The 25,005-nt window shown below is 63.4% G+C and carries 20 protein-coding genes; 10 read left to right on the top strand and 10 right to left on the bottom strand.

Annotated features, from left to right (window positions below; genetic code table 11):
• Positions 1–149: 149 nt before the first annotated feature.
• From QN085_RS15530 to QN085_RS15545, 4 genes are all read right to left on the bottom strand, one after another.
• Positions 150–2,402 (bottom strand): hybrid sensor histidine kinase/response regulator, encoded by a 2,253-nt coding sequence (locus QN085_RS15530; RefSeq protein WP_013973082.1) that lies wholly within the window; start codon positions 2,400–2,402, stop codon positions 150–152.
• Positions 2,399–3,175, bottom strand: coding sequence for a substrate-binding periplasmic protein (locus QN085_RS15535; protein WP_013973083.1), 777 nt, complete (start codon positions 3,173–3,175; stop codon positions 2,399–2,401). Before QN085_RS15535 ends, QN085_RS15530 begins: the two co-directional genes overlap by 4 nt.
• Positions 3,172–3,888: a response regulator gene (locus QN085_RS15540; RefSeq protein ID WP_013973084.1), complete on the bottom strand. Its 717-nt coding sequence runs from the start codon at positions 3,886–3,888 to the stop codon at positions 3,172–3,174. The genes QN085_RS15535 and QN085_RS15540 overlap by 4 nt, the downstream gene beginning before the upstream one ends.
• A gap of 75 nt (positions 3,889–3,963) precedes the next feature.
• On the bottom strand, positions 3,964–4,608 hold the full coding sequence (locus QN085_RS15545) for a TetR family transcriptional regulator C-terminal domain-containing protein (protein WP_013973085.1): 645 nt from the start codon (positions 4,606–4,608) through the stop codon (positions 3,964–3,966).
• Positions 4,609–4,710: 102 nt separating this feature from the next.
• Between QN085_RS15545 and QN085_RS15550 the strand changes: the two genes are divergently transcribed.
• Positions 4,711–5,457 (top strand): enoyl-CoA hydratase, encoded by a 747-nt coding sequence (locus QN085_RS15550; RefSeq protein WP_041505866.1) that lies wholly within the window; start codon positions 4,711–4,713, stop codon positions 5,455–5,457.
• Between the two features lie 145 nt (positions 5,458–5,602).
• Here the strand turns inward: QN085_RS15550 and QN085_RS15555 are convergent, their stop codons facing one another.
• From QN085_RS15555 to QN085_RS15565, 3 genes are read right to left on the bottom strand one after another with little or no spacing between them, the layout of a single operon-like run.
• Positions 5,603–6,658, bottom strand: coding sequence for a lipocalin-like domain-containing protein (locus QN085_RS15555; RefSeq protein ID WP_041505865.1), 1,056 nt, complete (start codon positions 6,656–6,658; stop codon positions 5,603–5,605).
• Complete coding sequence (locus tag QN085_RS15560) at positions 6,648–9,110, bottom strand: ABC transporter permease (RefSeq protein ID WP_041505864.1); 2,463 nt, start codon at positions 9,108–9,110, stop codon at positions 6,648–6,650. Before QN085_RS15560 ends, QN085_RS15555 begins: the two co-directional genes overlap by 11 nt.
• Positions 9,107–9,775, bottom strand: a complete 669-nt coding sequence (locus tag QN085_RS15565; RefSeq protein WP_013973089.1) for an ABC transporter ATP-binding protein — start codon at positions 9,773–9,775, stop codon at positions 9,107–9,109. The genes QN085_RS15560 and QN085_RS15565 overlap by 4 nt, the downstream gene beginning before the upstream one ends.
• Positions 9,776–10,118: 343 nt before the next feature.
• Between QN085_RS15565 and tssG the strand changes: the two genes are divergently transcribed.
• From tssG to tssJ, 3 genes are read left to right on the top strand one after another with little or no spacing between them, the layout of a single operon-like run.
• Positions 10,119–11,129: a type VI secretion system baseplate subunit TssG gene (gene tssG / locus QN085_RS15570; protein ID WP_023663128.1), complete on the top strand. Its 1,011-nt coding sequence runs from the start codon at positions 10,119–10,121 to the stop codon at positions 11,127–11,129.
• The gene (locus QN085_RS15575; protein ID WP_038409794.1) at positions 11,126–11,695 is read left to right on the top strand and encodes an FHA domain-containing protein; all 570 of its coding nucleotides are present in this window, start codon (positions 11,126–11,128) and stop codon (positions 11,693–11,695) included. Before tssG ends, QN085_RS15575 begins: the two co-directional genes overlap by 4 nt.
• A complete protein-coding gene (tssJ, locus tag QN085_RS15580) occupies positions 11,692–12,474 on the top strand; it encodes a type VI secretion system lipoprotein TssJ (protein ID WP_285687149.1) in 783 nt (260 codons plus the stop codon). The genes QN085_RS15575 and tssJ overlap by 4 nt, the downstream gene beginning before the upstream one ends.
• A gap of 118 nt (positions 12,475–12,592) precedes the next feature.
• Here the strand turns inward: tssJ and tssM are convergent, their stop codons facing one another.
• Positions 12,593–16,255: a type VI secretion system membrane subunit TssM gene (gene tssM / locus QN085_RS15585; protein ID WP_285687151.1), complete on the bottom strand. Its 3,663-nt coding sequence runs from the start codon at positions 16,253–16,255 to the stop codon at positions 12,593–12,595.
• Positions 16,256–16,547: 292 nt separating this feature from the next.
• On the opposite strand from tssM, the gene tssF reads away from it, so the two are divergent.
• The 4 genes from tssF (at position 16,548) to mrdA (ending at position 22,906) form a co-directional block, all read left to right on the top strand.
• The gene (gene tssF, locus QN085_RS15590) at positions 16,548–18,311 is read left to right on the top strand and encodes a type VI secretion system baseplate subunit TssF (protein WP_025338730.1); all 1,764 of its coding nucleotides are present in this window, start codon (positions 16,548–16,550) and stop codon (positions 18,309–18,311) included.
• A gap of 15 nt (positions 18,312–18,326) precedes the next feature.
• Positions 18,327–19,130 carry a type IVB secretion system protein IcmH/DotU gene (gene icmH / locus QN085_RS15595; protein WP_285687155.1) on the top strand — a complete coding sequence of 268 codons (804 nt, stop codon included), beginning with the start codon at positions 18,327–18,329 and terminating at the stop codon, positions 19,128–19,130.
• A gap of 242 nt (positions 19,131–19,372) precedes the next feature.
• The gene (gene tssI, locus QN085_RS15600) at positions 19,373–20,725 is read left to right on the top strand and encodes a type VI secretion system tip protein TssI/VgrG (RefSeq protein WP_285687157.1); all 1,353 of its coding nucleotides are present in this window, start codon (positions 19,373–19,375) and stop codon (positions 20,723–20,725) included.
• 285 nt (positions 20,726–21,010) lie between these two features.
• Positions 21,011–22,906, top strand: coding sequence for a penicillin-binding protein 2 (mrdA, locus tag QN085_RS15605; protein ID WP_041505863.1), 1,896 nt, complete (start codon positions 21,011–21,013; stop codon positions 22,904–22,906).
• A 144-nt stretch (positions 22,907–23,050) separates the two neighbouring features.
• Here the strand turns inward: mrdA and QN085_RS15610 are convergent, their stop codons facing one another.
• The gene (locus QN085_RS15610; protein WP_232109030.1) at positions 23,051–23,458 is read right to left on the bottom strand and encodes a hypothetical protein; all 408 of its coding nucleotides are present in this window, start codon (positions 23,456–23,458) and stop codon (positions 23,051–23,053) included.
• Here QN085_RS15610 and QN085_RS15615 point away from each other — a divergent pair.
• Complete coding sequence (locus QN085_RS15615; protein ID WP_023662350.1) at positions 23,445–23,687, top strand: hypothetical protein; 243 nt, start codon at positions 23,445–23,447, stop codon at positions 23,685–23,687. The genes QN085_RS15610 and QN085_RS15615 overlap by 14 nt on opposite strands.
• Before the next feature lie 94 nt (positions 23,688–23,781).
• Here the strand turns inward: QN085_RS15615 and QN085_RS15620 are convergent, their stop codons facing one another.
• The gene (locus tag QN085_RS15620; RefSeq protein ID WP_024087331.1) at positions 23,782–24,408 is read right to left on the bottom strand and encodes a glutathione S-transferase family protein; all 627 of its coding nucleotides are present in this window, start codon (positions 24,406–24,408) and stop codon (positions 23,782–23,784) included.
• Positions 24,409–24,579: 171 nt separating this feature from the next.
• Between QN085_RS15620 and QN085_RS15625 the strand changes: the two genes are divergently transcribed.
• Positions 24,580–24,897, top strand: a complete 318-nt coding sequence (locus QN085_RS15625) for a DUF2388 domain-containing protein (protein ID WP_003260922.1) — start codon at positions 24,580–24,582, stop codon at positions 24,895–24,897.
• Positions 24,898–25,005 lie beyond the last annotated feature (108 nt).

Below are 25,005 nucleotides of genomic sequence, written 5' to 3' on the forward strand. Positions count from 1 at the left end.
GGCTGAGCGCTACGGCATGTCATTATTCTTGTCTCCAATAAGCCTCATGGACCGCGTGCAACACGGTTGCCTTGGATTATTGGAAACGGATGTAAGGTGCCGTTGAACGAACGGATCGAAGATGTAAAAAGTCGTAAGGTTTTTGTACGTCAGCTCTGGATCAACTGTTCCAGGGTGGCGCGGGCCTGGGCAAGCTCGGTGGCCAGCGGCGCGGCGAGCGCTTTCAATGCCTGTTCGTCATGCTGCCGGGCAGCGTCCTCAAGGCGACGCAACAACGCAGCCAGCCCACAAAAGCCCAGGGAATCGCAACTGCCGGCCAGGCGGTGGGCCAGGTGCAGCACTTCGGTAAAGTCCTGGGCCGGCAGCGCCTCGGCCAACGCCGTGGCGTGATGTTCCAGCGACTGGCGCAGCACCTTCAACAGGCCTTGCAGCTTCTGTTCACCCAGCAGCGAGCGATGGGTGTCCAGCAACGACCAGTCCATTGTCGCGTCGACGCCAACCACTTCAGCAGGCGCCGCTTCGGCCAGCGCCTGGCGCAGGTTGTCCAGCCGCAGGGGCTTGGCCAGCACTCCCTGCATGCCGGCATCCAGGTAGCCTGGGACTTGCCCCGGCTGCACGCCAGCCGTCAGTGCCAGGACCCGGCTATGGCGGTTCGGCCCGGGCGTGGCACGCAGTTGCCGGCACAGCTCCACCCCGCTCATGCCCGGCAGATGCACGTCGAGCAGGATCAGGTCGAAGCGCCGCTGTGCGCAGGCCTGCAAGGCTTGCACGGCGTCTTCTGCAAAGCTCACCCGGTGGCCATCGCGCAGCAGCAAACCGCCGGCCACCTCGCGGTTCAGTGCCACGTCTTCGACCACCAAGATGTCCAGGCTGGCCATGGGCGACGGGGCTGGTGAACTGGCCAGCACTGGCTGCCCGCGGGCCAAGTCGAGCTCGAACCAGAAGCGACTGCCCTGCCCTTGCACGCTGTCCAGGCCAATGCAGCCCCCCAGTTTTTCCACCAGGTGCTTGCAGATCGCCAGGCCCAGGCCGGTGCCGCCGTAGCGCCGGGCCACCGCCTCGCTGGCCTGGACGAAGCGGTCGAAGACCCTGGCCTGCACAGCCGGCTCGATGCCGATGCCATTGTCGCTGACCGACACCCGCACGCGCTGCGAGCCCTGGTCACTGGCCAGTACCTGCACCGCAAGCCGCACTTGCCCCTGTTCGGTGAACTTGATGGCATTGGCCAGCAGGTTGCTGAGCACCTGGCGCAGGTACTGTTCGGCACCGTGCTGGTAATCGGCCAATTGCTCGTCGATATCCAGCTGCAGGGTGTCGCCATTGTCCCGGGCCATGGGTTCAAGCAGCGCCAGCACTTCCTGGCACAACTGGCGTAGCGAAAAACCGACCAGCTCCGCGCGGCTCTCGCCCTCCTCGAGCCGGGCGAAATACAGCACCTCGTTGAGAATCGCCAGCAACCCCTCGCCGGCCTTGTACAAGGCCTCGACGCGCTGGCGGTCGGCCGCCTCCAGCCGGCCGCCGCGCAGCAGCTCGGCCATGCCGAGAATGCCGTTGAGCGGGGTACGCAGCTCATGGCTCATGGTCGCCAGGAAGCGTGACTTGGCCAGGTTGGCGGCTTCGGCCTCGTCCTTGGCCCGGGCCAGGCTGGCGGTACGCCGCTCGACCATGGCCTGCAGTTCGTCGCGCTTGTCCTGCAGCGCCAGGCGGTCGCGCTCGCGGCGTTCGATGTCACTGAGGATGGCGCGGCGCATGTCATCCAGGGCATTGGCCACGGTGTCGATCTCGTCCGGGCGCGTTGACGGGCGGCGCCCCAGGCGCAACGGTTCCTGCCATTGGCCGGCGCCAATACGCCGGGCGAACTCGGCCATCACTTGCAGGTGGCGGGTGACCAGGCGGTAGAACAGCCCCGACAGCGCCACCGCCAGGCCACACAGGAACACGCCCATCCAAAGCAGGCTGGCAAGGCCAGTGGCATACAGCCGCCGGTGCACCGCGCCCAGGTCGATGCTCACTTCCAGCTCGCCCAGGTGCCTGGCCGGCCCCGAGGGCGGCTGGTAATCAAGGGGGAAACGTTCGATACGCAGCGGCCCCTTGGGCTCGGCGAGGCCGCGCAGCATCTGGAAATCGTCACTGACCAGACGCACCCGGGCGACATCGGAAAAGTCCACCAGGCCCCGCAATTGTGTATCCAGCTGTGCCTCATCCAGGTCCCACAGGCTGCGCTCCAGGCTGGCCAGGTAACCGGCGCGGATCAGCGCCATACGCGCCTCGATATCGCGCATCTCGCGGCGGTATTCGAAGTACAGCTGCACCGAGCTGGCCAGCACGGTAAAGCACAGGCTGAACAGCAGGATGAACAGCAGCAGGCGGCGCAGCAAGCCATCGGTGCGCAGGCGGATCATCGGGAGTCCGCCGGCAGGTTGACCATGTCGCGGTAGGTCACTTCGCTCTGCTCCAGCCAGCGCTCGATCTCGCCGGCCTGGTTCATGCGCAGCAACTGCGCGTCTATTTCGTCCATATGCTGGCTCAAGGGCGATTGCCGTGATATCGCGACGCGCAGGTAGTCCACGCTCAGGGCCGTGGGCAATACGCGGATGTCCTGCGCCCCGGGCAGCTTTTCGATGAACAGCTGGCCGGTGCGCCGCTCCTGGATCACGTAGTCGATGCGCCCACGGATCAGCTTGCCGAAGTTCTGCTGGCTGGACGAAACCCGTTCGATGTTCTGGTGGCGGGCGACGAAGCGGTCGAAGTCGGCGCCGTAGCTTTCGCCGTACAGCAGGCCGCCGCGGTAACTGGCCAGGTCTTCCAGGCGCTGGAACTGCACCGGCCGCAGGCGGTTGTAGAACACCGCCACTTCCTCGCGCACCACCGGCACCGTGGAAAAGCGCATGCGTTGGTCACGCTGGTCGCTGTTGTAGGCCAGCACCACGTCCACCCGCCCGGCGGCGGCGTCCATCAGGCAGCGCTTCCAGTTGCCCAGCACCACGGTCTGCACTTCGTAGCCCATGCGCGCGAACAGCTCTCGCACCACGGTGGGGGCCAGGCCGCGCACCTGGTGGCCGTCACTCCAGGAAATCGGCGGGTACACCGGGTAATCGCAATAGCGCACCGGCTGCTTTGCACTGGCTTGCACGGCGAACAATGCCAAGGCCAGCACCCAGGCGCTGCGGGTCATGCCGCCACGCTGGCGGTGAACAGGTAGCCGGTGCCGTGGATGGTGATGATCAGTTGGGGCTCGGCCGGGTCGTCGTGCAGCTTGCGCCGCAGGCGGCCGACCAGCACGTCGATGGAGCGGTCGTTGGGCACCCATTCGCGGTTGCGGATCTGGTCCATCAACTGGTCGCGGCTGAGGGTGTGGCCGCTGTTGCGCAGGAACACGCTGAGCAACTGGAACTCGCCATGGGTCAGCAGGGTTTGCCCGCCACGGGCGTCGATCAGGCGCCGGCGGTCGGTGTCCAGCGCCCAGTCGGCGAACTGCTTCAGCGATTGCGCGCAGGCCGGCGTCGGGTGCACCTCGCGGGCATGGCGCACACGGCGGACCAGGTTCTTGGCGCGGGATACCAGTTCGCGGGGGTTGAGCGGTTTGATCACGTAGTCGTCGGCGCCGCATTCCAGGCCGACGATACGGTCGATGTCGTCGTTGCGGCCGGTGATGAGGATGATGCCGACCTCCGAACGTACCCGCAGCTCACGGGTCAGGGTGAGGCCGTCCTTGCCGGGCAGGCGGATGTCCAGCAGCACCAGGTCGACATCCTGGCTGCCGAGCAGTGCTTCGGCCTTTTCCGCGGTGTCGGCGCAGTGCACGTCATAGCCTTCCTGGGACAGATAGGCCTGCAGCAAGTCACGAATAAGCGGATCGTCATCGACGATCAATACCCGAGGCGTCATTGCGTGTCGTCTCTTTTTTTTATTGGTTTGTTCTACACACTCGCGACAGCAGCCTACTCGTTACTGAACAGGCGATCAACAGCCCTCCGGCAGGCTGAAGCGACGCCGGCCACCGGCCTGCAGGCCATCGACCCAGGCCTCGCAGATCAGCACGCCCTGGTCGGGGGTGAAGGTACCGGGGTTGAGCCCCGACTCCAGCCACAGGCCATCGAGCAAGGCGCTCAGGCTGATGGCCGCGAGGTCGGCATCGAAGCCCTGCCAGCCCTCCTCCCCGGCCAGCGTGGCCAGCAGCCCGCTCAGCTCATTGCGGTACTCACCATAGGAATGGTCATGCACCTGATTGATCGCATCGGCGGTCTTCACCGCGCCCCAGAACGCCAGCCAGGCGTCGAGCAACTGCGGGTCGAGCAGCTCGGCGCAGAACGAGGCACGGAAGAACGCCGACAGCCGCTCGCGGGCATTGGGCGCGGCCTGGGCCATGGCCTCGCGCAGCAGGCCCATCACCCGACCGGTGACCGCCATGTAGGCTTCGGCCACCAGCTCATCCTTGCCGGCGTAGTGATGGCTGATCAACCCGACCGAAACCCCGGCTTCTGCCGAAATCTTGCGGATCGACGCACCCTGAAAGCCATGGCGCTTGAGGCAAACCAGGGTCGCCTCGACCAGGTTGGCTTTGCGCAATTCCGGCAGCATGCGGTGGTAGCGGGCTTCCTGGTTCATCGGCGGCTCTCGGGCTAGGGGCTGGACTGAACGACTGTACAACAAGCCGGACTGCGTGATAAACCCTTGCCAACCTTGCCCACAACAACAAAAACGGCTGCCATGAACGACCTGATCACACGTGACCTGGACCAGGGCCTGCTGACCCTGTCCTTCAACCGCCCCGACAAGCTCAATGCCGTGAACACCGCCATGTACCAACAGCTGGGCGACCTGCTGCTGGCAGCAGGTGAAGACCCTGATGTCGAAGCCATCATCATCACCGGTGGGCCGCAGTGCTTTACCGCCGGCAATGACTTGCGCGACTTCCTCGATAACCCGCCTGCCGACCTGGACAGCCCGGTGTTCCGCCTGATGCGGGTGGTGATGGGCCTGGACAAACCGCTGATTGCCGCGGTCAGTGGCGCGGCGATCGGCATCGGTGCCACCTTGCTGTTGCATTGCGACCAGGTGCTGGTCAGCCGTACGACCAAGTTGCGCATCCCTTTCGCGCCGTTGGGCGTGTGCCCGGAGTTTGGTTCCAGCCTGCTGCTGCCGCGTTTGCTTGGCCCTGCCCGGGCGGCTCGCCTGCTGCTGGCAAACGAGTTGCTTGATGGCGAACGGATGGTGGCCTGGGGGCTGGCCAATGAACTGCATGAAGACGGTGAACAGTGCCTGGCAGCTGCCCGGCGCCTGGCGCGGCAGCTGCAAGGCTACCCGCAGGCGGCGCTGCGCATCAGCAAGCGGCTGCTCAAGGACGGCCAGCGGGCCGAGCTCGAGGCGACAGTGGCGCGGGAGGCCCGGTTGTTCATCGAGTGCTTGCGCACTGAAGAAGCGCGAGCGGTATTGCGAGGGTTGATCAAAGATTGAAAACCTGGGGCCGCGTTGCGGCCCATTCGCGACACAAGGCCGCACCCACAGGTACAGCGACAACCTCGAGATCAACGCTGCACCCGCGGGCTTGCCGGCGATGGGCTGCAACACAGCCCCAGGAAAGCTCAGCCCCCCAGGATTGCTAATAGCCGGTCATCTCCAGATACCCACGGCCACCCGCACTCCCGGTCAAGCGCACTGGCCCCTCCCAATACGGGAACCGTGTATCCATCCAGGCCTGCGATTCCACAGCCTCGACCTGCACATCCACGCCATGCCCCGGCACCTGCACCCGCCATCGCGTCGGCACCTGCTTGCCGTTCTTCTGCCGAGCCCAGGCCAGCGCCTGTAGCTGGATCTGCGCCCCCTGCAGCACCACCACTTCACCCTGCGGGCCAACCCAGGTCCCGGCGCGATACGCCTCCCCCTGCACTTCGCGCACCTGGAACAGCATCAGCCTGGCGCCACTGTCCAGGTGCAGGGAAAACCAGTCCCAACCCGTCTGCCCGGCAGCCAGCGGCTGGCTGCTCCATTCCCGATCCAGCCAGGCCCGGCCGGTGACGGCAATGCACTGGCCGTCACGCTGCACTTCCCCACTCACCCGATAGAACGGCTGACTGTAATAGTACGAAGCCTGCCCCTTGCCGGACTTCTCGCTGTAGCCCTGGTCCCCGTGCAGCACCAAGGGCCGATCGCTGTGCAGTTGCAGGTCATAGCGAAAGCCGTCACCACCGGCGACCATTTGCAGATGCTCGATGCCACTGCTGCCCTGCAACGACCAGTCATTGATCCACGCCCGGAACGGCTGGGCTTGCACGCCAGCCTGGCCGATACCCCCGCGCGCCAAGGTTTCGCCAGACCGATGCCCCCCGGGACCGGTCAGCGCCGCATGCCCCATCCACAGGTTCGGGCTGCTCCAGCCGGCAGTCTCGGGGCCTGGGCGCAGGGCCGAGCGAAACAGCGTCCACTGCACGCCCCAGTCCTGCCCCTGGAAGTCCTGGAGGTTGGCGGTGACATACCACCATTCGATGCGAAAGCCATCGTGGGCCCCATGGTCACGCGGAAATTCCAGGCGATGGCCGCGCCGTACCTGGCTGAATTCACCCGCCTGCTGCCCGAGCCCGGCATAGCTTTGCTCGGCGGGCTGATCACAGCCGCCCAGCAACCCACACAGCAACAGCCAGGCGCTACGCTTCATCGGCAAACGGCCTCAACAGTTCGCGCGGCTGGCGACGCGCCAGCTGCCACAAGGGCCACGCGCTGGCCAACAGGCTGGTAAGCATGCCCAGCACCGCCAGGTGCAGCAGTTGCGCAGGGAACACGTAGAGCGGCAAACGCCAGCCGAATGCCTGCACGTTCACCACCGCGACCAGGCACCAGGCCAGCAGGATGCCCAGCGGTATCGCCAGCAGCACGGTAAGGCTGCTCAGCAGCAGTGTCTGCCCGAGGCTCAGCCACACCAGGTGCGTGCGCCACACACCCAGTGCCCACAGCGGCGCCAGCTGGCCCAGGCGGGTCTGGCCCAGGGTCAGCAGGTTGATGAACAGCGCCACGCCTGCCACGCCAAGGGTAAGGCTGTTGAGCGCGGCGGTGGCGGCGAAGGTGCGGTTGAACACGTCGGTCGACCAGCGTTTGAGACGCGCCTGCTCGACCACACGGCTGTCGTCCAGGGCGAAGCGCTGTTGCAATGCAGCCTCGAGCGCCGACGCCTGATCGCCCACCAGATCGACACTCAACCCGGTCAGGGTTGCCTGTGGCCAATGCCCGCGCAGCCAGCCGGCATTGACCAGCATGTGCCCTTTGGGGTTGCCGTAATCGGCATAGATGCCCACAACACTCAGGGCTGGCGAAGTGTCTGCGGGCAGCCTCAGGCGATCGCCCAGCTGCAGCTTCAGTCGCCTGGCCAACTGTTCACTGAGCATCACGGCCTGCCCGGCGGCCAGTTGTTGCCAGGCCTGCTTTTGCTGCGCCAGCAATGGCCAGCGAGTGCGATAGACGGGATGATCGACGATGCCCTGGAGCTGCACCGGCCAGCCCTGCAGCTGTGTTTCCACACGCCAGCCGGGCAACACCACACTCACCGAAGGTTGCTGCCCAAGCCACTCGGCTATCTGCAAGCCCTGGGCGGAGTCCCTTGGGGTGACATACAGGTCGGCGGACAGGCGCAGGTCAAGCCAGCCGACAAAGGTCTTGCGAAAGCCCTCGGTCATGCTGCCCACGCCGACGCTGGCCGCCAGCGCCAGCAACAGTGCCATCAACGCCAGGCTCAGGGCCGGCAGTTGCTGGCGGCTGTCGGCGACGAACCATTGCGACAAAGGCCGCCGGCAATGGCGCGCCAGCCAGGCCAGCACCCGGTCGAGCAAGGCCGGCAGCAGCAGCGCCGCCGCCAGCAGCAAGCCTGCCAGCAGGCCGAACGCGCTGGGCAGGCTGTCGCCCAGCACGCCACAGCCCAGGGCCAGCAAAAGCAACAGGCCGGCCACCAGGGCCTGGCGCCGCAACCAAGGCCCCTGGGCCAACCGCCATGCCTGAGGTTGCGCCAGCGCCAGCAACGGCAACTGCGCCGCACGCAGTACACTACCCAAACCCGCCAGCAGCGCCCCCAGCACGCTCACCAGCACGCCCATCAGCCACCACCCTGCGGGCAGGCTCAGCGCCCCGGCGACCTGGGCGCCATACAGGCCGCGCAAGCTGGCGGCCACATCGGGCAGCAACCACGCGGCCAGCCCGTAACCACTGGCCACGCCGGCCAGGCCGCCCAGCACCGCGAACAGCCCCAGCTCCAGCACCAAGGCGCACAGCAGGGTTTGCAGGCTGATGCCACAGGCGCGCAGGTTGCGAATCAGGCCGCGCCGCTGTTCCAGTGCCAAACCGATTGCGGCATGAGCAATGAACAGGCCGACGACAAACGCCAGCAGGCCAAGGGCGGTCAGGTTTAGGTGGAAACTGTCGGTCAGCCGCTGCAAGCCGCCATCGTCCTGCCGGGGTTGCAGCTCAAGGTAAGGCGCGATATCCGCCGGCAACGGCCTCGGCGTGCCGGCCACCAGCAGGCGCGACAACTGCCCGGGTGCATGCAGCAACGCCTGGGCATGGCCGATATCCACCACGATCAACCCCGGGGCCAGCGCTGGCTGCAGAACCAACGGCGGCAGCAGTTGCCCTTCGCTGTCGCGTACTGACGCCCCGGGGCCTGCATTCAGCTGGCGCAAGGTGTCTGACCCGACCCAGGCTTGCCCGGGCATGCCGACAAAGGCCTGCAGATCGAACGTTCCGGGCTGCACACCGGCGATGCTGCTGGCCGGCGGCAGGCTCAACGGCTCGATGCCGATCAACCGCACGCTGCGCGCCGGCTCACCAGCAAAGCGCAAGCGCCCTTCCAGTACCGGCGTCACCGCCCAGCCCAGCCTGCGCAACTGCACGTACAGTGCCTGGTCGAAGCGCTCGCCACGGCGCGGCACCAGTTGCGCCTGCAACGGCCCGGCCAGCACCGCACTGGCCCGGGCATAGTCGCTGCGTGCCTGGCTGTTCAGCGCCTGCACGCCGGTCCACAGCGCCGTGGCCAGCCACAGGCCGGTGAAGATGCTGAAAAACTGCACGCGATGGCGCCGCCAGTGGCTGAGCAGCGCGAGCAGGGCCAGCGATAGCAGCCTCATCCGCCCTGCTCGGGCCGCACGCGGCCGGCCTGCAGGTAACAACGCTGCTGAAGGCGCGCTGCCAGCCGCGGGCTGTGGGTCACCATCAGCACCCCACTGCCAGCCTCGGCGACCAGCTGCAACAGCAGGCTCAACACCTCATCGCTGCTGGTTTCATCGAGGCTGCCGGTGGGTTCGTCGGCCAGCAACCAGGCCGGGCGCCCGGCCAGGGCGCGGCCGATGGCGACCCGCTGTTGCTGGCCGCCAGACAATTGCTCCGGGTAACGCGCCAGCAAATCCGCCAAACCCAGGCGCTGCGCCAGGTAGGCCAGCCAATCGGGATCATGCCGACCGGCCAGCCGGGCCTGGAACGCAAGATTGGCCCCCACGTCCAGGCTGCTGATCAGGTTGTATTGCTGGAACACCAGGCCGATGCCCTCCCGCCGCCACAACGCCAGCGACGCCTCGGAACGGCTGTCGAGCGGGGTGTCGTCGATCAGGATGCGGCCACTGTCGGCACGGTCCAGGCCGGCCACCAGGTGCAGCAAGGTACTCTTTCCGCTACCCGACTCGCCCATCAGCGCCAGGCTGCTGCCGCGCGCCAGGCGCAGGTCGACGCCCTGCAGTACCGGAAGCGGGCCTTGGGGGGTGGGGAATGATTTGTGGAGGTTTTCGATGACCAGCATCGACGGGCCTTGGTGGGTTCAGGGGTCTTCTTAGGAATAGCAGGTTCATGGCGGTGTGAACGAACACTCGTCGTTTTCCTCGATAAAGCAATTTCCGACTCTATTCGAAAAGCGGTATCCAGCTTCAACTCTCGATGAACTTATTAATTCCACGACCCTGAAAGCCTTACCGAAAAGTCAATATAAACAGCCCCGCGCCAATAAAAAAAGACACTTCCTACAGAAAGTTCTTTTTATTGGTCGATATCCACTTTCAAACGAAAAAACAATGACCTGAATCAGAAACTATCGACTACGATCAGCATTCACTTCGCACCCGTTAGTTACGGCAAGAGACTCAACCATGGAAAAACCAGTAGTTCCGCACGCCGCTGGCCAGGTCGATATCGCTTTGGAAAGCGCCCACCAGTACGCCTATTTCCAGCTACTGGAATTGCTGTATCACGTACACGACGACGATCTGGAACAACGCCCACTTGCTCGAGAGACGAGACGCCGATTACGGCTGGAAGTGTCCCCCAGTCTGTCTTTCCCTGTTGCCGATGTGTTGCGCGCCAATCGCTTGAAGGACGACCGCTACCGCATCCAGGCAAGTTTTCTGGGCCTGCATGGCACAGACTCGCCATTGCCCACTTACTACCTTGACGAGATCGCCTACGAAAACGCACACGGCATCGGTTTACGCCCGGCTTTCCTCAATTTCTTCAACCATCGCCTTCATACCCTGCTCCATCAAGGATGGCGCAAATACCGCTACTACGTGCGCTTCCAACCGGGCGCGAAGGACGGTTTCTCCCGCTATGTCTTCGCCCTGATCGGCCTGGACGACTCAGCACTACGCGGCGCTACGCCGCTACCCTGGAGCCGCTTGCTCAGTTTCGTGGGAATGATCGCCAGCCGCAGCCGCTCGCCCGGCATGGTAGCCGGCATGATCGCGCATTGTTTCGACCTCCAGCAGGTTGCCATCCGCGAATTCGAAAAGCGCACCGTGTCCATTCCCACTTCCCAACGCAACTGCCTGGGGGCCAGAAACTACCAACTCGGCAACAACTTCCTGGTTGGCGACAGCATCGAGTCACGCAGCAGCAAGTTCACCATTGTGATTGCAGGCCTGGATCAGCAGCAGTTCCGCGAATTCCTGCCCAGCGGTGACAACTACCAGAGGCTGGCGCGGCTGGTGGAGTTCCTGCTCCGTGATGTCGGGGCCTATGACCTGGAGTTACGCATGTGCGCCGAGCAAGCCCCACCCTTCAGCCTACGGGCCGCGCATGGCACCCACCTCGGTTGGACAAGCTTCATCGCCAACCGCAATGACCCCACGCCTCCCCCTGTTCGCATCACGGTACGCACATGAGTACAAATGTTCTCCCCTCCAGCATCACGCTCACCGTCCTCAACCCGGAAAAACTCTTGCAAGGCAGCGAACCGCGGCATCGCTTCGATCGGGCTGGCGGCTCCATCGGCAGTCAAGGTGCTTGGCGCCTGCATGATCGGGGCGTTCGCATCCTGCCGGTGCACTGCGAAATCGGCTGGCATGAAGGCCATTTCTGCATCATTGACCACAGCGGCAAAAGTTTCATGAATGGCAGTGACTCCCAGTTGCTTTCGGGTACGCCTATCCGCCTCAGGCACAACGACAGACTGCAGATGGGTGACTATCAGATTGCCATACACCTGGGCGAGGACGAGGTAGAGCCGGAGCCGCATACCGGCAGAGACCCACTCTGCGAGCTGGGGGTTAATCAGCAGATGTGCCCGCTGCAGATACTTGGCGTACCGATTACGGATATCGCCGGATTTTTCCAAACCTCAATGCCTGGGCCTGTGGATGAGCTTGATCCGTTGGCCTATCTGGACAGGGCCGCACAAGCCCGGGTTGACCCGGCCATAGTCGAAATATTCGGCAAGGAGGTGCAATGAACAAGCCTGTAGGTTTGCTACTGGCCTGCCTGGCGATCAGTGGCTGTACTTCGATCAGCAAGATCTACCAGGTGGCGATGGATCCGTCTTTGCCAGTCGGTGGCCCCAACAATGAAATCAGCCACCTGGCGCTGAGCCTCTACGCCGCAGACGCCCCTGCGCCTGTCAGCCTCGAACCGACAGATTCAGGCGAACAAATACCGCTGCATGGCCACCCGGAACAGCTGGCGGCTAACCTCAGCGCCACAAGTCCTGTCGAGTTGACTGACAAGCTGAGTTCACTGGCGGAGCAGCTGCACCGCAACTACCCCGCTTCTGTCGAGGGCGAGCAAGCCATCGTCGGGCCGAAGGCGCCTGCCGCATTGGCCAGTTACGCAACGCCCCAAACTTCTTTGCCTGAGGAACTCGACCTGCAACCACAACACCAGGCCCCGTCATCCATCGTTTTCAAGGTACTTCAGCTCCGGGACGATTCGTTGTTGCTGGATGCCACTTATGAGCAAGTCGAAGAAGACCTGGATAAATCGCTGGGCACCACGCTGATCAGCGTCGATGACTACCGTCTGACCCCTGGCCAGTTCAAGTTCATCGAACACGAAGAAATCAACGAGCGCACCCGCTACATCGCCGTCGTTGCTCGCTTGGGCGATAACCCCAAGGGCCGCTGGAAAGATGCAGTACGCATCCAGGCACGCGGTTACAACCATACCGTACACGTTCACTTCGAGAACAACGCCGTTGAACTCAGGCAAGACAGTGAATACCGTCGTGACAAATGATCCGTCCAAATAAGAAATGAGCATCCTGTGAAGGCCGGACCAGGCACCGGAACAAACAGACAACGAATCCCGACCCAGGCCACTGGTATCGGGATTCTTGGGTGGCCTGCGCCGTGCCCTATCGCCCGGCCACTTCGCTGGCCGTGCCGTCACGCAACAACCGCTGCGGCAGGGCGAACCCTGCAAAGAGCTGGCGGGTAAAGGGGTTGTTTGCGCCCGTGGTGTGAACCTTGTAGCGCGCCGTATCGCCGGCAATCATGAAACCGAGATCGATACTGGTGGATGTACGGGCATTCAGCCCACCGCGGCTGAGCAGGCGGTAGAGCGACCAGGGGCCGTGATAGCCCAGGCTGACAGTGGTACCCGCAACCTGCACCAGGGTGACACGGCTATGCCCACTCTCCCCGGCAGGGCCCGGCCAGGTCATGCCGATCGGCTCCTTGCCCCGGTCCGCAAACGCATGCAGCTGCCCATCCAGGTCAAAGACACTGCCGCGCAAGCCACCGCTGATCGCCAGGGGCTCGAGGCCAAAACTCACGTTCAGCTCCCCGCGATTGTCGAAAAACGCATTGCGTATGGCTTCAGCCTGCTTCAGCTGCACCATGACTTCGGGGCGGACCAGGTAACCTTCATCCGCACGGGAGTAAAGGGCATCGAGGTTGTCTTCGAGAAACACCGCAAGGTACTGGTCCTGGAAGCGCTTGAGCTGGCCTTGCGGGCCAAAGAAGGCTTCAAAATCCTTGAGTGACACATCCGGCCCGGCCGGGTCGATGGGATAGCGTGAGGCCAGTCGTTCCTGGTAGACGCTGTAAACCTCGGCATCCCAACGCTGCTCCAGCTCCCGTAACGCCATGACCATCAGCACCTGCGAAGTCTGCTCCGCCAGCTGGCGAACATGCCGATTGAGGGGTTCCGGCAGGCCCGTGGCAATGCGCTGAAGGTTGCGAATGGGGTCGGGCGCCGTTTCCGAAAAACGGCTCAACACTAGCGCCAGGGCGGCCTTGCCCCGGTCAGGGCTGTCCTGCACCGCCTTCACGTAGTCGTGTACAGCGCTGATCGCCTGGAGTGTTTCGTCATGGTAGGACGGTTTGTCACCCCGCCCGTCGAGCATCCCCGAAAGCCCCGCGAAAGACCGATAGATACCCATGGCCTGCATGCGAACCTGCGGATCGGCTTTCGATTCCTTCTCGCTGTCCGCGGCCTGCGGATAGATCAGCGTATTGCTGCGCACGGTTTCCAGCAGCCGGCGTATCGGCGCTGCCGGGCCGCTGACTTGTTCCAGAACACCCAAGGCATGCGCAAGATCGCTGAATTCGGCAACCGAAAACTGGTTCAGCACACGCCGCCAACTGTCGATGTAGTCGGCGCTGTACAGGGCTCGCAGACGCTCCGCCAGGGCCTGGTGGTCCATGTCGGAGTAGTCGAGGCTACGCCGCTCCCCTAGCACCCACTGGTCGACCAGGGCGAGGTCGGCCACGTTCTGGCTATGCTGGTCGAAATAGTCGCGAAAGCCCGTCGCCGTCAGTAAAGGTGGCAGGGACAAATTGGCGTCGACGGCCGCCTGGTGATCGCGCTCGACCAGTGGCCTGTAGACGATATCGAACGCTGGGCCGATCTCGTTGCGCAAATCCAGCTCACCGTGCAATTGCTCCCGAGCCTGCTGCCTCAAGCCGATGTAGACACGCTCGGCCAGCGGCAGCTTGCGCAACTGCTGCTGCGCTTGGGCAACGACTTTCCGGTACTCCGGCAGCTCGACATCTGCGTAGGCCAAAGCGTACCTGAGGTGGCGCATCAGCGCGGCCTGCAGCTGGCCCTGGCCCGGATACGCCCTTTGCCACTCGCGAGCCATCCATTGCTCGACCATCTCTGCCCGACGATTACCGCGATCTTCGATCATGCGATACACGCGCAATGCCGCCAATTGCTCGTCGCTACCAGGGGCAGCTTGCTTGACAGACGCTGCCACGCCGCCCGCAATCACCGGTAGAAAGCGCTGGGCCAGGGCATTCAGGTACGCCTGGTCCACTTGCGGGCCAATGGCTTTGCCCTGGTACAGCCCCATATCCGTGAACACGCTCCAACCAGAGCGATAATCGCCGTACAGGCTCACGGCATCACGGATCTCATTCAACGGCAGCAGCAGGCTGCGCCCGGTCAAATCATCCTTGGCTTCCGTGCTGGTGTTGCTGAACGCAAGGCTTTTCTCCAGTACCTGCTCCGCCTTGTCGCGGTTGACGCTGTAGAAGTACGTCCAACCACCGGCCATGGCCAACCCGCACACACTCGCCGCCACGGCGCCGCCCTTCAACAGGCGGCCCTTGTGCCGGGCGACCTTGCGGTTGTCGCCCGCCAGGCCGGCCTCGGGGTAGACCACGCGTTGCAACAGCCGCTGCGCGAAATACACCACGGAGGTGCCTTGCGGCTTGGTCGACAAAGCCGGGGGAGCGAAGGCAAAGGCGCGGGCAGAAGCATCCGCAAGCAGGTTGCGCACTTCGCCTCGCTGGTAGACCGAGGAAAAGTACAGGCCACGCACCAGGGGTGGGGTGCTGTAGCGGTCACTGACCAGTACATCACCAAGGAAATTCAGCAACATCTCCTGCGCCCCGCTCAGCTCCCGAAGCAGCGAGCAGGCGCTCTTGCCCGTGGTGCCAGGCGCGCCCACGGTAGCGCTCATCAGTTGCCTGCCAAGGCGCCCCAGGAAGCCCTGATAGGCTCCCTCCAACTCCTGCAGCCAGGCATCGGAGTCCTTTACCGAACCCAGCGTGAAGGTAAAGCCCTGCACCTCTTCCCGCTCACGGGCCGGGAGCGCGGCGAACAGTTCCTCGAAACCGTCCAGCAAGTCGAACTTGCTCATCACCACGTACAGCGGCAAGCGCGTACCCAACTCACCGCCCAGCTCCGTCAAGCGCGCGCGCAGCATCAATGCCAGGTCACGTCGCGCCTTCGCCGATCGCCCGAACAGGTTGACCATATCCACCAGCAAGACCACGCCATTGAGTGGCCGTCGGCTGCGGTTCTGGGCAAGCCAGCCAATCATGTGCCGCCACAGGCGTCGCTCGACGCCCACCGGCAGGCCTTTGGGCTCGGCCAGTTCTCTCCCCTTCAGTGCCGCCTCCTGCACAGCTGGCAGGGTGTTGTTTTCGCCCCCCTCCTCCTTGATGGGCTTGACCACACGCGCCGGGCGCTCAGGCTGGCTGATGAACTCGCCCGGCGGATCGATCAGCACCGCGTCGTCACCTACCCACCAGTCGATGCCAAAAGCCAGGTCCGGATCCGTCCTGGCCCGCTGGGTGGCGCCATCGGTGCGGGCGAGTGCAAAACGCTGATCCGAACGGCTGACGAAGCTCGACTTGCCCGCATTCTGTTCACCAAGGATGAGGTACCACGGCACATCGTAACGGTGCCCGCGGCCACCTTGGCTGTCGCGCAAGCGGGCCAGGCTGCTGTCGAGGGAGCGCTGCTGGGCCTGCAGATACACCAGGCACGGGTCTTCCACCTCGCGCCGCTGCCGTTGCAGTTCGCGTACGATCGAGCGGTTGCGCCGATGCACCCACGCGCTCCATGCCAGCAATGGCAGCATCACCAGCAGCACGGTTGCCGCAATCCGCACCGGCAGGTCAACCAACGGTTGCTGCTCACGCCACCGCCATTCAGGCCCCAACCACCATAGCCAGACCACTGCGGCAGCAACGCCGAGCAGTACCACACCAACAACTACCGGCATTGCCTGACGCTGCACCAGCAATACACCGCGCAGCAGACTGTCCTTGTTCACTTTCATAGCGGCAAACCTTACCGACTGCATTTCCGAATGATTTAAGGCACCTCACAGTGCACACTGCCAAAAACAGTAACAGCATTGAAAAACACTATTCAATGATATAAAGCAAGAAATACCAGCTAACACTTTTCTTGCAGACGCCGGTGACTTTCCTGAATTATGAAATAAAAAGCACTTGCTCCAGGAAAGTTAACAGCCCAGCAACTTGTGGGAACTTTCCTACAAATAAGCCATGCGCATTTTGCATCAACCCCGGCACATGCCACCAGATAGAGCGTCCAACGCGATAAACATGAAGTTCAAAGACTGGTTCATGCAGGAGCAGCAGACCCTAAGGGAATTGGGTGACGACTTTGTCGAGGACGACCCGCGTCTGGCGCCTGTCCTTGGTCGCACCGCCTCGGACCCGGCCAGCGAGTACCTGATGGAACACTTCGCCTTCCTGACCGCTCGCCTGGTCATGAAGATCGAAGACCATCTGCCCGAGCTGACCCACCCGTTGCTGCAGCTGCTCTACCCCAATTTTCTGCGCCCGCTGCCGAGCATGACACTGATGCAGTTCCAGCCTGTCGACCACGCGCTGAGCGAGACCCAGGTGCTGCCCAAGGGCACCCCTGTGTTCTCCCGAGCCGTTGACGGCGTGAGCTGCGAGTTCCGCACCTGCGCGGACCTGGCTATCGCGCCGCTGGAAATTCGCAGCATCACCACGCAACCCAGTGCCGAAGCACCGGTAGTGCGCATCGACCTGGGCGCCTTGTCCGAGCAGCCGCTGCGGCAGATGAAGTGCGACCAGCTGCGGTTTCATCTGGCTGGCAGTAAACGCAATGCACTCACCCTCTACCAGTGGCTGGCGCAGCACCTGAACAAGCTTGATCTGCATATCGGCCAGCACCGCTTTGCGCTCCCCCCCTCAGTGGCCTTCGTCGGTTTCGAGGCAAATGAAGCGCTGCTGCCCAGCCCCGGCGAGCAGATGGATGGCTACCGCATCCTGCACGAATTCTTCTGCTTCCCGGAGCGCTTTCATGGGTTTCGCATCGACGGGCTCGGCAGCTACTGGCCTGACGAGGCCGCCGTTCATATCCAGCTGGAGTTCGGTTTCAGTGCGCCCCTCCCGCCCGACATACAGATCGACCAGACAACGATCCTGCTCAACTGCATCCCTGCCATCAACCTGTTCAGTTGTACGGCAGAGCCCATCCCGTTGAATGGGCAGGCACTGTGTGAAAGCGTGCGAATGGGGCGCCAGGGCGGCAAGAAAGGTGAAATTTTCAGCATTGATCGGGTCAGCAGCCAACGCCAGAAATCCAGCGATCATGTACAGGATTTCAAACCCTTCGAGGCCCTGGACCGCGACTTCCCGTTGGCCGAGCCGACGCCCGCCCGCTACTACAAGCTGGACATCGAGCAGGAACCCGTCAATGACAAGGTGCAACACAGAATTAGCCTGGTGCATCACAACCTTGCGCCCTACCTTGGCCTGCACGAAGAACTGAACATCGACCTTACCTGCAGCAACGGGCCCCTTGCGCAGCAGCTCAGGGTTGGCGAAGTCGATGTGACCACCCAGGACACCCCCTCGTTCGTCACCTATCGCAACCTCACCCGCCCCACCCGCAGCTACCCGCCGATGCTGCAGAGCGGTGGCCAAGGTGAGCGCCACTGGGCGCTGGTCTCCAACCTTGCGCTGAACAACCTGTCGCTGTCTTCTCCTGCAACCCTTGCCGCGGTACTGCGGGTTTACGACTTTGTCGCCGCCCATGACCTGCAGCAGGAGCGCAATACCACCCAGCGCCTCGACGCCATCAGACAGGTGGACAACGAGCCCTGCGATTGGCTGGTCAAGGGCGTGCCGGTTCGGGGCATGCGCACCACCCTGCACATCGACCCTGCCGGCTTCGAATGCGAGGGTGAGGTGCAGCTGTTTGGCAACGTGCTTTCCCACTTCATGACGTTGTACGCCAACAGCAACTCATTCCATCAACTGCAGATCATCAACACCGCCAACGCAACCCGCCAGCTATGGCCCGCCCGGACCGGGCGGCAGCCGGTGATGTGACCAGGAGGTCCGCTCATGAACAATGCGCCCGAGAAAGACTTCGAGAACACCCGGGTAGACGCCCGCGCCGCTCCCCCACTCAGCGAACTGTTCCCTCATGTCGACGCGCTGGGGTTCGACACCCGCTCGAACACCACATTCCCCCTCTTCGACATCGCCTCTCCCCTGTTCGGCCTGGTCATCCGCCTGGAAGGCACCGAACACTATGACCACGTCGAGCAGTTGCATGCCCACGTCAAGAGCATGATCCACGGCATGGTCGAGCAGGTACGCCAGCTTGAACACTGTGACGAAGGCGACCGCGTGGTGTTTTCCTACTGCTTGTGTTGCGTGGTCGATGAAGCCGTCATGACCACCTCCTGGGGGCGCGACTCGTCCTGGAAAGCCCAGTCCTTGCTCAGCGCCATCCATCAGGAAACCTGGGGCGGCGAGAAATTCTTCAGCGTGCTCGAACGCTTGCTGGACGCCCCCGAAAAGCGCTACGACCTGTTTGTGTTCCTGTTCTGGTGCCTGGCACTGGGCTACCGCGGCAAGTACGCCAACCAGACCAATGGCGATGAGCAACTGGCCGCCTGGCTCAAGCGGGTCCATGACCGGATCGTTGAACTGCATGGCCCCGAAGCCGAATCGCAACCCCTGACCGACCCTCTGGCCCATGTCGCGCCCCGGCATTACCGCATGAACCGCCAACTGCCCTGGTGGACGCCCTGGGCCGTGATGGGCGTGTTCTGCACAGGCCTGTATCTCTACTTCGCCAGCAAACTTGACGGCATTACCCAGCAAGTACTGGCATCACTGCAGGCGATGCTGCAGCCATGAACTCGACAACATCGAACTGACATGACGCAACAGTCACTGTGCCGATGGGCGCAGCAAGTAAAACTTTGCCCGAAACAAGATAGATCCTGCATTTAGCGAAACTTCCTACAGGTTTTTAGGAAGCAACTTTCACGACTAGGAACGGATTCCTCATTACGGTCGTGAGCACAACTAATGCCTCGCGTCCTAGGACGCGTCCGGTTTCATGAACCTGCCCGATGGGACGAACCGCAGGAGTACGCATGAGCAACCTGAATGATGTGCGCTTTACCTTCACTACCCCAGCCGACGAAGCCATTCAGTTTGATGTCGTGTCATTCGAGCTGACCGAAGGCGTCAGCCAGTTGTATCGCCTGGAAGTCGAACTGGTGAGTTTCGCCGACGATGCCGACTTCGCCACCCTGCTCGACCACCCCGCGCTGCTGACCATCTGGCAGCAGGAGCAACCGGTGCGTCACGTGCATGGCCTGATCAGCAGCTTCGAACAGGGCAAGACCGGCCACCGCCGCACCCGCTACCGCGCCATTGTCGAACCGCAGCTGGCCCGCGCCGGCCTGCAGTCGGACTGGCGCATCTTCCAGCACCGTCCCGTGCCGCAGTTGCTCGAGGAACTGTTCCGCGAGCGCCGCTGGGGAGCGTTGACCCAGTACCTGGTCAACCCGCACCAGACGCGTGAGTTCTGCGTACAGGCCGGTGATCTGGACCTGGATTTCTTCTGGCGGCTATCGGCAGAAGAAGGCCTGATCTCGATCTTCGAGCACAGCCAAGGCAGCCATGGCGTGATCCAGGCGGACCAGATCAGCCAGTTCGGCAGCCTGGAAGGCGACCCGGTGTTGTATGTGGCCAACCGGGGTGGCACGGCGCGCCAGCCCTGCCTGCATGACTTCCGCTATCGCGAACAGGTACGCACCAGTATCCAGGTCCAGCGCGACTACACCTTCGCCCACCCGCGCTACAACCTGGAACACACCCAGTACCCCAGGGACATGGGCAACCAGGGCAACGAGTACGAGCGCTACGACTACCCCGGCCGCTACAAGCACGACAACGCCGGCAAGCCGTTTACCCAGACCCGCGTCAACGCCTTGTTCGGCGATGCCCGGGTGGCCCAGGTCAAAGGCGACGACGCGCGCCTGCAGCCGGGCATTGCCTTCCAGCTGGCCGGCCATGCCCGTGAGGACATGAACATCCTCTGGCGGCCGATGCAGATCACGCACAAGGGGCAGCAGTTCACAGCGCTGGAAGAGGATGCCGCCGAAGCCGAAGTCGGCACGTCCTACACCCTAACCGCCACCTTGATTCCAGCCCGGGTCGAATGGCATGCCCGTGTTCGCGGGATCGCCCGCTCTCGTAGAACAACACATGACTCGATGGTTCAACGAGGTTCTGTAGGAGCAGCCTTGTGCTGCGAAGAGGCCGGTACAGCCAATAGACAGGCTTTGTCAGTACCGGCCTCTTCGCAGCACAAGGCTGCTCCTACAAAGAGCGATATTTGTTCTCTGCGCGACAGCGCAACCCAAAAGGGCTGGGCAATCTCCCACATTGCGCCCGACAGTTTCTCCCGCAGAGGCACGCACAAGCTTTCTAGCGCTTGACCAATACCTCCGTTCAATCACGCCTGGCTTTCAGCCACCCCCACCAACGCACTGCCGCCATGAACAAATCTTCATTTTGCTGGCGAGCGCCCTGATTGCGGGCGTGGCAGCCCTCTTCGCTTCTGCAGCCGCAGGCCTTCACCTTGAGGGGGCTCACTACCTTGCGTAGCATCACCGCCCCCCGGGGCCGCTGCGCGGCCCATTCGCGGGCACGCCCGCTCCCACAGGCGCGTGCCCACAGCGCTCACACCTCTCCCAGCCACACCATCAGCAGACAGAACACCGATGCCGCAACCCATACCCCTCAAGGACCACGAAAAGGAAAAGCACCTGGTCAACCGCCGGCTTCTGGCCTGCGCCGCCCTGGTCTTCAGCCTGGTCGCCGTCCTGGTGGGCCGGCTCTATGTGCTGCAGGTGCTGCAGCACGACCAGCAGACCGCCGTATCGGAAAACAACCGCGTGCACGTGCTGCCCATCGCCCCCGAGCGCGGGCTGATCTACGACCGCAACGGCGTGGTGCTGGCCGACAACAAGCCCAGCTTCGACCTGACCATGACCCGCGAGCGGGCCGGCGGCGACACGGCCAAGGTGCTCGATACCCTGGCCCAGGTGCTGAGCCTGACCGATGACGACCGCAAGCAGTTCGACAAGGACCTGCGCCGTGGCCGCAAGCCGTTCGAGCCGGTGACCCTGATGGTCGGTCTGAGCGAAGAGCAGATCGCCCTGGTGGCGGTGAACCAGTTCCGCCTGCCAGGCCTGGAGGTGGAACCACAGTTCATCCGCGAGTACCCGCTGGCCGAGCATTTCGCCCACTCGGTAGGCTATGTGGGGCGCATCAACGAGAAAGAGGCCAAGACCCTCGACAGCACCGAATACCGGGGCACCCAGTCGATCGGCAAGACCGGCATCGAGCACTTCTACGAAAGCCAGCTGCATGGCCACGTGGGCTACGAGGAGGTCGAGACCAACGCCCAGGGCCGGGTGATGCGTGTGCTCAACCACAAGGCCCCGACCCCGGGCCAGGACATCGTCCTGACCCTGGACGCCCACCTGCAACTGGCCGCGGAAAAGGCCCTGGGCGACCGCCGCGGCTCGGTGGTGGTGCTCGACCCGGCCAATGGCGACGTGCTGGCGATGGTCAGCAACCCCAGCTTCGACCCCAACCTGTTCGTCAAGGGCATCAGCTTCAAACAGTACGCCGCCCTGCGCGATTCCATCGACCGCCCGCTGTTCAACCGCGTGCTGCGCGGCTTGTATGCCCCCGGTTCGACGGTGAAGCCGGAAGTGGCCATCGCCGGCCTCGACAGCGGCGTGATCACCCCGGGCAGCCGGGTGTTCGACCCCGGCTACTACGAGCTGCCCAACTACGACCACAAGTACCGCAACTGGAACCGCAGCGGCGATGGCTGGGTGGATATGTACACCGCCATCATGCGTTCCAACGACACCTACTTCTACGACCTGGCGCACAAGCTGGGCATCGACCGCCTGCACGACTACATGGCCGAGTTCGGCCTGGGCCAGAAGGTGTCGCTGGACATGTTCGAGGAGGCGTCCGGGCTGATGCCGTCGGCCGAGTGGAAGCGCGCCACCCGGCGCCAGGCCTGGTTCCCGGGCGAGACGCTGATCCTGGGCATCGGCCAAGGCTACATGCAGGTCACCCCGCTGCAGCTGGCCCAGGCCACCAGCCTGCTGGCGAGCAAGGGCGTGTGGCACCGCCCGCACCTGGCCATGACCGTAGGAGGCGATGCGCCGGTAGATCCCAACCCGATGCCCAATATCGTGCTGCACGACAGGCATGCCTGGGACCAGGTCAGCCAGGGCATGCAGATGGTCATGCACGACCCGCGCGGCATCGCCCGCGCTGCCGCAGCCGGTGCGCAGTACCGGATTGCCGGCAAGAGCGGCACCGCGCAGGTGGTAGCGATCAAGCAGGGCGAACGCTACAACCGCAACAAGACCCTGGAGCGGCACCGCGACAACGCCCTGTTCGTAGGCTTTGCCCCGGCTGATCACCCGAGTGTGGTGGTGGCGGTTATGATCGAGAACGGCGAAGCCGGCGGGCGGGTGGCAGGGCCGGTGGTGCGGGAGGTGATGGATGCCTATCTGCTGGATGAGCAGGGACATCTGAAGCCGCAGTATGCAGGTGGGGTAGCGCCTCGCAGCGTGCCGCATGCTTGAGACCGCTGGAAGCCGCTCTATGGCCTGTTCGGGCCTCTTCGCGGGCACGCCCGCTCCCACAGGTGCTGCGCCAACCTTGAAAGCGGCGCGATACCTGTGGGAGCGGGCGTGCCCGCGAAGAGGTCGACACAGACACCCAAACTGCTAGCTCCGATCGCCTCCGCGATCATCCCCAACGTCATGGTCAGCCCCATCGTCGGCGCCATGCCCTACACCGTGGGGCTCGCCCACATCGTGATTCGCCTCATGATTGGCTTCGTGGTTGGCCTCGTGGTCGGCACCATCATCTGCACCATTGCGCCCGCGGCCATCATGCCCACCACCATCGCCACTGTGCCCGCTGCCACTGCCGCCGTGGCCACCACCCGAGCCACCACCGCCGCTACCGCCACCTCCACCGCCATGGCCACCGCCGCCACCGCTACCACCACCTCCGCCGCCATGGCCACCACCACCGCCGCTGCCTCCGCCACCACCACCGTGACCGCCACCGCCGCCACCACCACCATCCTTCGCATACGCGCTGGAGGTACCGTCAATGGAGTCTGGCACCAACACGGCCGAAGCCGACAACACTGTACCGATAGCCAGAGCCAACAAGCATTTCCTGAGCATCATGATGCCTCCGCTTGGAGTAGAACCGGGTTGCACGACGCACCCTGTGATTTCCGGCCCCCCATGGGGCGACTTGCTAACCAGCGCGGCCTTCCATCTGCAGTGGTTGAACGAGATCCTTCAGGGCCTGCCGGCCAAATATTTCGGGATGTTTCTTGATTTTTGAGCGTAGCCACGCCGCTGCGCTTGTCACCGACCGGCCATCAGAATGGCTGGCTCGCCAAAGGCCCACTGCACCATGGCCTGGCGAGCCGGATTGCTCAGGATGCCGCGCGGGGCATCAGTTCATACGGGTGCTTCCACCCTGGCAACGCCTGGATTCGTGCTTTCCATGCCTCGATGTGGGTGAACTGCGCCAACGCAATGCCAGTGTCCTCCGGCATGAACACATACCCGGCCAGCGACAGGTCAGCGATCGTCAGCCGGCCACCGACCATGAACGGTGTCTTCGCCAGGTGCACGTCGACGATACGGTAGGCCGCCATGGCACGTTCGCGCAGGAACCGGGTCACATCCGTTTCACCGGTTTTCTTCAGGCAGAAAAGAAAACGCAGCGCCGCGTAGTAACTGGTGAACTTATGGTTATCGAACAGCATCCAGCGCCAGATCTCGCGCTTTTCGTCTTCGTCGCGGGGGCCGAACTGCCCGGTTTTCTCTGCGAGGTAGTCGAGGATCAGCGCAGACTGGGTAAAGGATTTGCCGGCGTGTTCCAGCACCGGCACCTCGCCCTGTTCGTTCACGTCGTCGCGCCAGGCTTGTTCGCGAGTCTGGCCATTGAAGAAATCGACGAACACCGGCTGCCAGTCCTGGCCTGTGAGTTCAAGCATCAGGGCGGCCTTGTAGGCGTTACCGGATTCGGCGAAACAATGCAGCTTGTAGTCGGGCATGGGGAGAACCTTCATCCATTGAATGATTGGGCCAGCAGCCCGAGCAGATCACGCCTGGCTCGACAGGGTCAATGCCTGTTTCCGATACGAAGGGAACTACCTCCCCACCTGCGCTTTCTTAATCACTGAGTGGTTCAATTACTTGGGCTTCACGCTACTGGAGAACACACCATGCGCCACCTACTCCTCGCCCCTGCGCTGCTGCTCCTGCTGCCTGCCGGTGCTGCCCTGGCTGACGTCGACGCAGGCGACGTCGCAACCTCGGCCGGTGTTTCCGCTTCGCTTTACTCGACCTTCAAGGACGACAAACGGATCATCCCGGCGCGTGACGAGCTTTCGGCCTACGTCGCCAGCGGTGGTGCAATCCGTGGCGCCTATGTGGAGTCGGCGCTGGAACAGGCCCGCAAGGACAACCCAGGCCTGCAGGCCAATGATGAAGAGCTGGCCCGGGCCCTCCTCTCGCAGGATGACCGCATAGCCGATCATTGATGGAGCTAATCCTGCACCGGCCTCTTCGCGGGTAAACCCGCTCCTACAGGCACCGCACCGACTTGAAACCCAGTGCAGCCCCCCTGTAGGAGCGGGTTTACCCGCGAA

It is taken from the genome of Pseudomonas sp. M2(2023) (genome assembly GCF_030263955.1).
GTDB lineage: Bacteria > Pseudomonadota > Gammaproteobacteria > Pseudomonadales > Pseudomonadaceae > Aquipseudomonas > Aquipseudomonas asiatica.

Bases quoted from the DNA above. Each gene is read 5' to 3' on its own strand.
- QN085_RS15530 (WP_013973082.1), bottom strand. From the start codon at position 2,402: ATGATCCGCCTGCGCACCGATGGCTTGCTGCGCCGCCTGCTGCTGTTC.
- QN085_RS15535 (WP_013973083.1), bottom strand. From the start codon at position 3,175: ATGACCCGCAGCGCCTGGGTGCTGGCCTTGGCATTGTTCGCCGTGCAA.
- QN085_RS15540 (WP_013973084.1), bottom strand. From the start codon at position 3,888: ATGACGCCTCGGGTATTGATCGTCGATGACGATCCGCTTATTCGTGAC.
- QN085_RS15545 (WP_013973085.1), bottom strand. From the start codon at position 4,608: ATGAACCAGGAAGCCCGCTACCACCGCATGCTGCCGGAATTGCGCAAA.
- QN085_RS15550 (WP_041505866.1), top strand. From the start codon at position 4,711: ATGAACGACCTGATCACACGTGACCTGGACCAGGGCCTGCTGACCCTG.
- QN085_RS15555 (WP_041505865.1), bottom strand. From the start codon at position 6,658: ATGAAGCGTAGCGCCTGGCTGTTGCTGTGTGGGTTGCTGGGCGGCTGT.
- QN085_RS15560 (WP_041505864.1), bottom strand. From the start codon at position 9,110: ATGAGGCTGCTATCGCTGGCCCTGCTCGCGCTGCTCAGCCACTGGCGG.
- QN085_RS15565 (WP_013973089.1), bottom strand. From the start codon at position 9,775: ATGCTGGTCATCGAAAACCTCCACAAATCATTCCCCACCCCCCAAGGC.
- tssG (WP_023663128.1), top strand. From the start codon at position 10,119: ATGGAAAAACCAGTAGTTCCGCACGCCGCTGGCCAGGTCGATATCGCT.
- QN085_RS15575 (WP_038409794.1), top strand. From the start codon at position 11,126: ATGAGTACAAATGTTCTCCCCTCCAGCATCACGCTCACCGTCCTCAAC.
- tssJ (WP_285687149.1), top strand. From the start codon at position 11,692: ATGAACAAGCCTGTAGGTTTGCTACTGGCCTGCCTGGCGATCAGTGGC.
- tssM (WP_285687151.1), bottom strand. From the start codon at position 16,255: ATGAAAGTGAACAAGGACAGTCTGCTGCGCGGTGTATTGCTGGTGCAG.
- tssF (WP_025338730.1), top strand. From the start codon at position 16,548: ATGAAGTTCAAAGACTGGTTCATGCAGGAGCAGCAGACCCTAAGGGAA.
- icmH (WP_285687155.1), top strand. From the start codon at position 18,327: ATGAACAATGCGCCCGAGAAAGACTTCGAGAACACCCGGGTAGACGCC.
- tssI (WP_285687157.1), top strand. From the start codon at position 19,373: ATGAGCAACCTGAATGATGTGCGCTTTACCTTCACTACCCCAGCCGAC.
- mrdA (WP_041505863.1), top strand. From the start codon at position 21,011: ATGCCGCAACCCATACCCCTCAAGGACCACGAAAAGGAAAAGCACCTG.
- QN085_RS15615 (WP_023662350.1), top strand. From the start codon at position 23,445: ATGGAGTCTGGCACCAACACGGCCGAAGCCGACAACACTGTACCGATA.
- QN085_RS15620 (WP_024087331.1), bottom strand. From the start codon at position 24,408: ATGCCCGACTACAAGCTGCATTGTTTCGCCGAATCCGGTAACGCCTAC.
- QN085_RS15625 (WP_003260922.1), top strand. From the start codon at position 24,580: ATGCGCCACCTACTCCTCGCCCCTGCGCTGCTGCTCCTGCTGCCTGCC.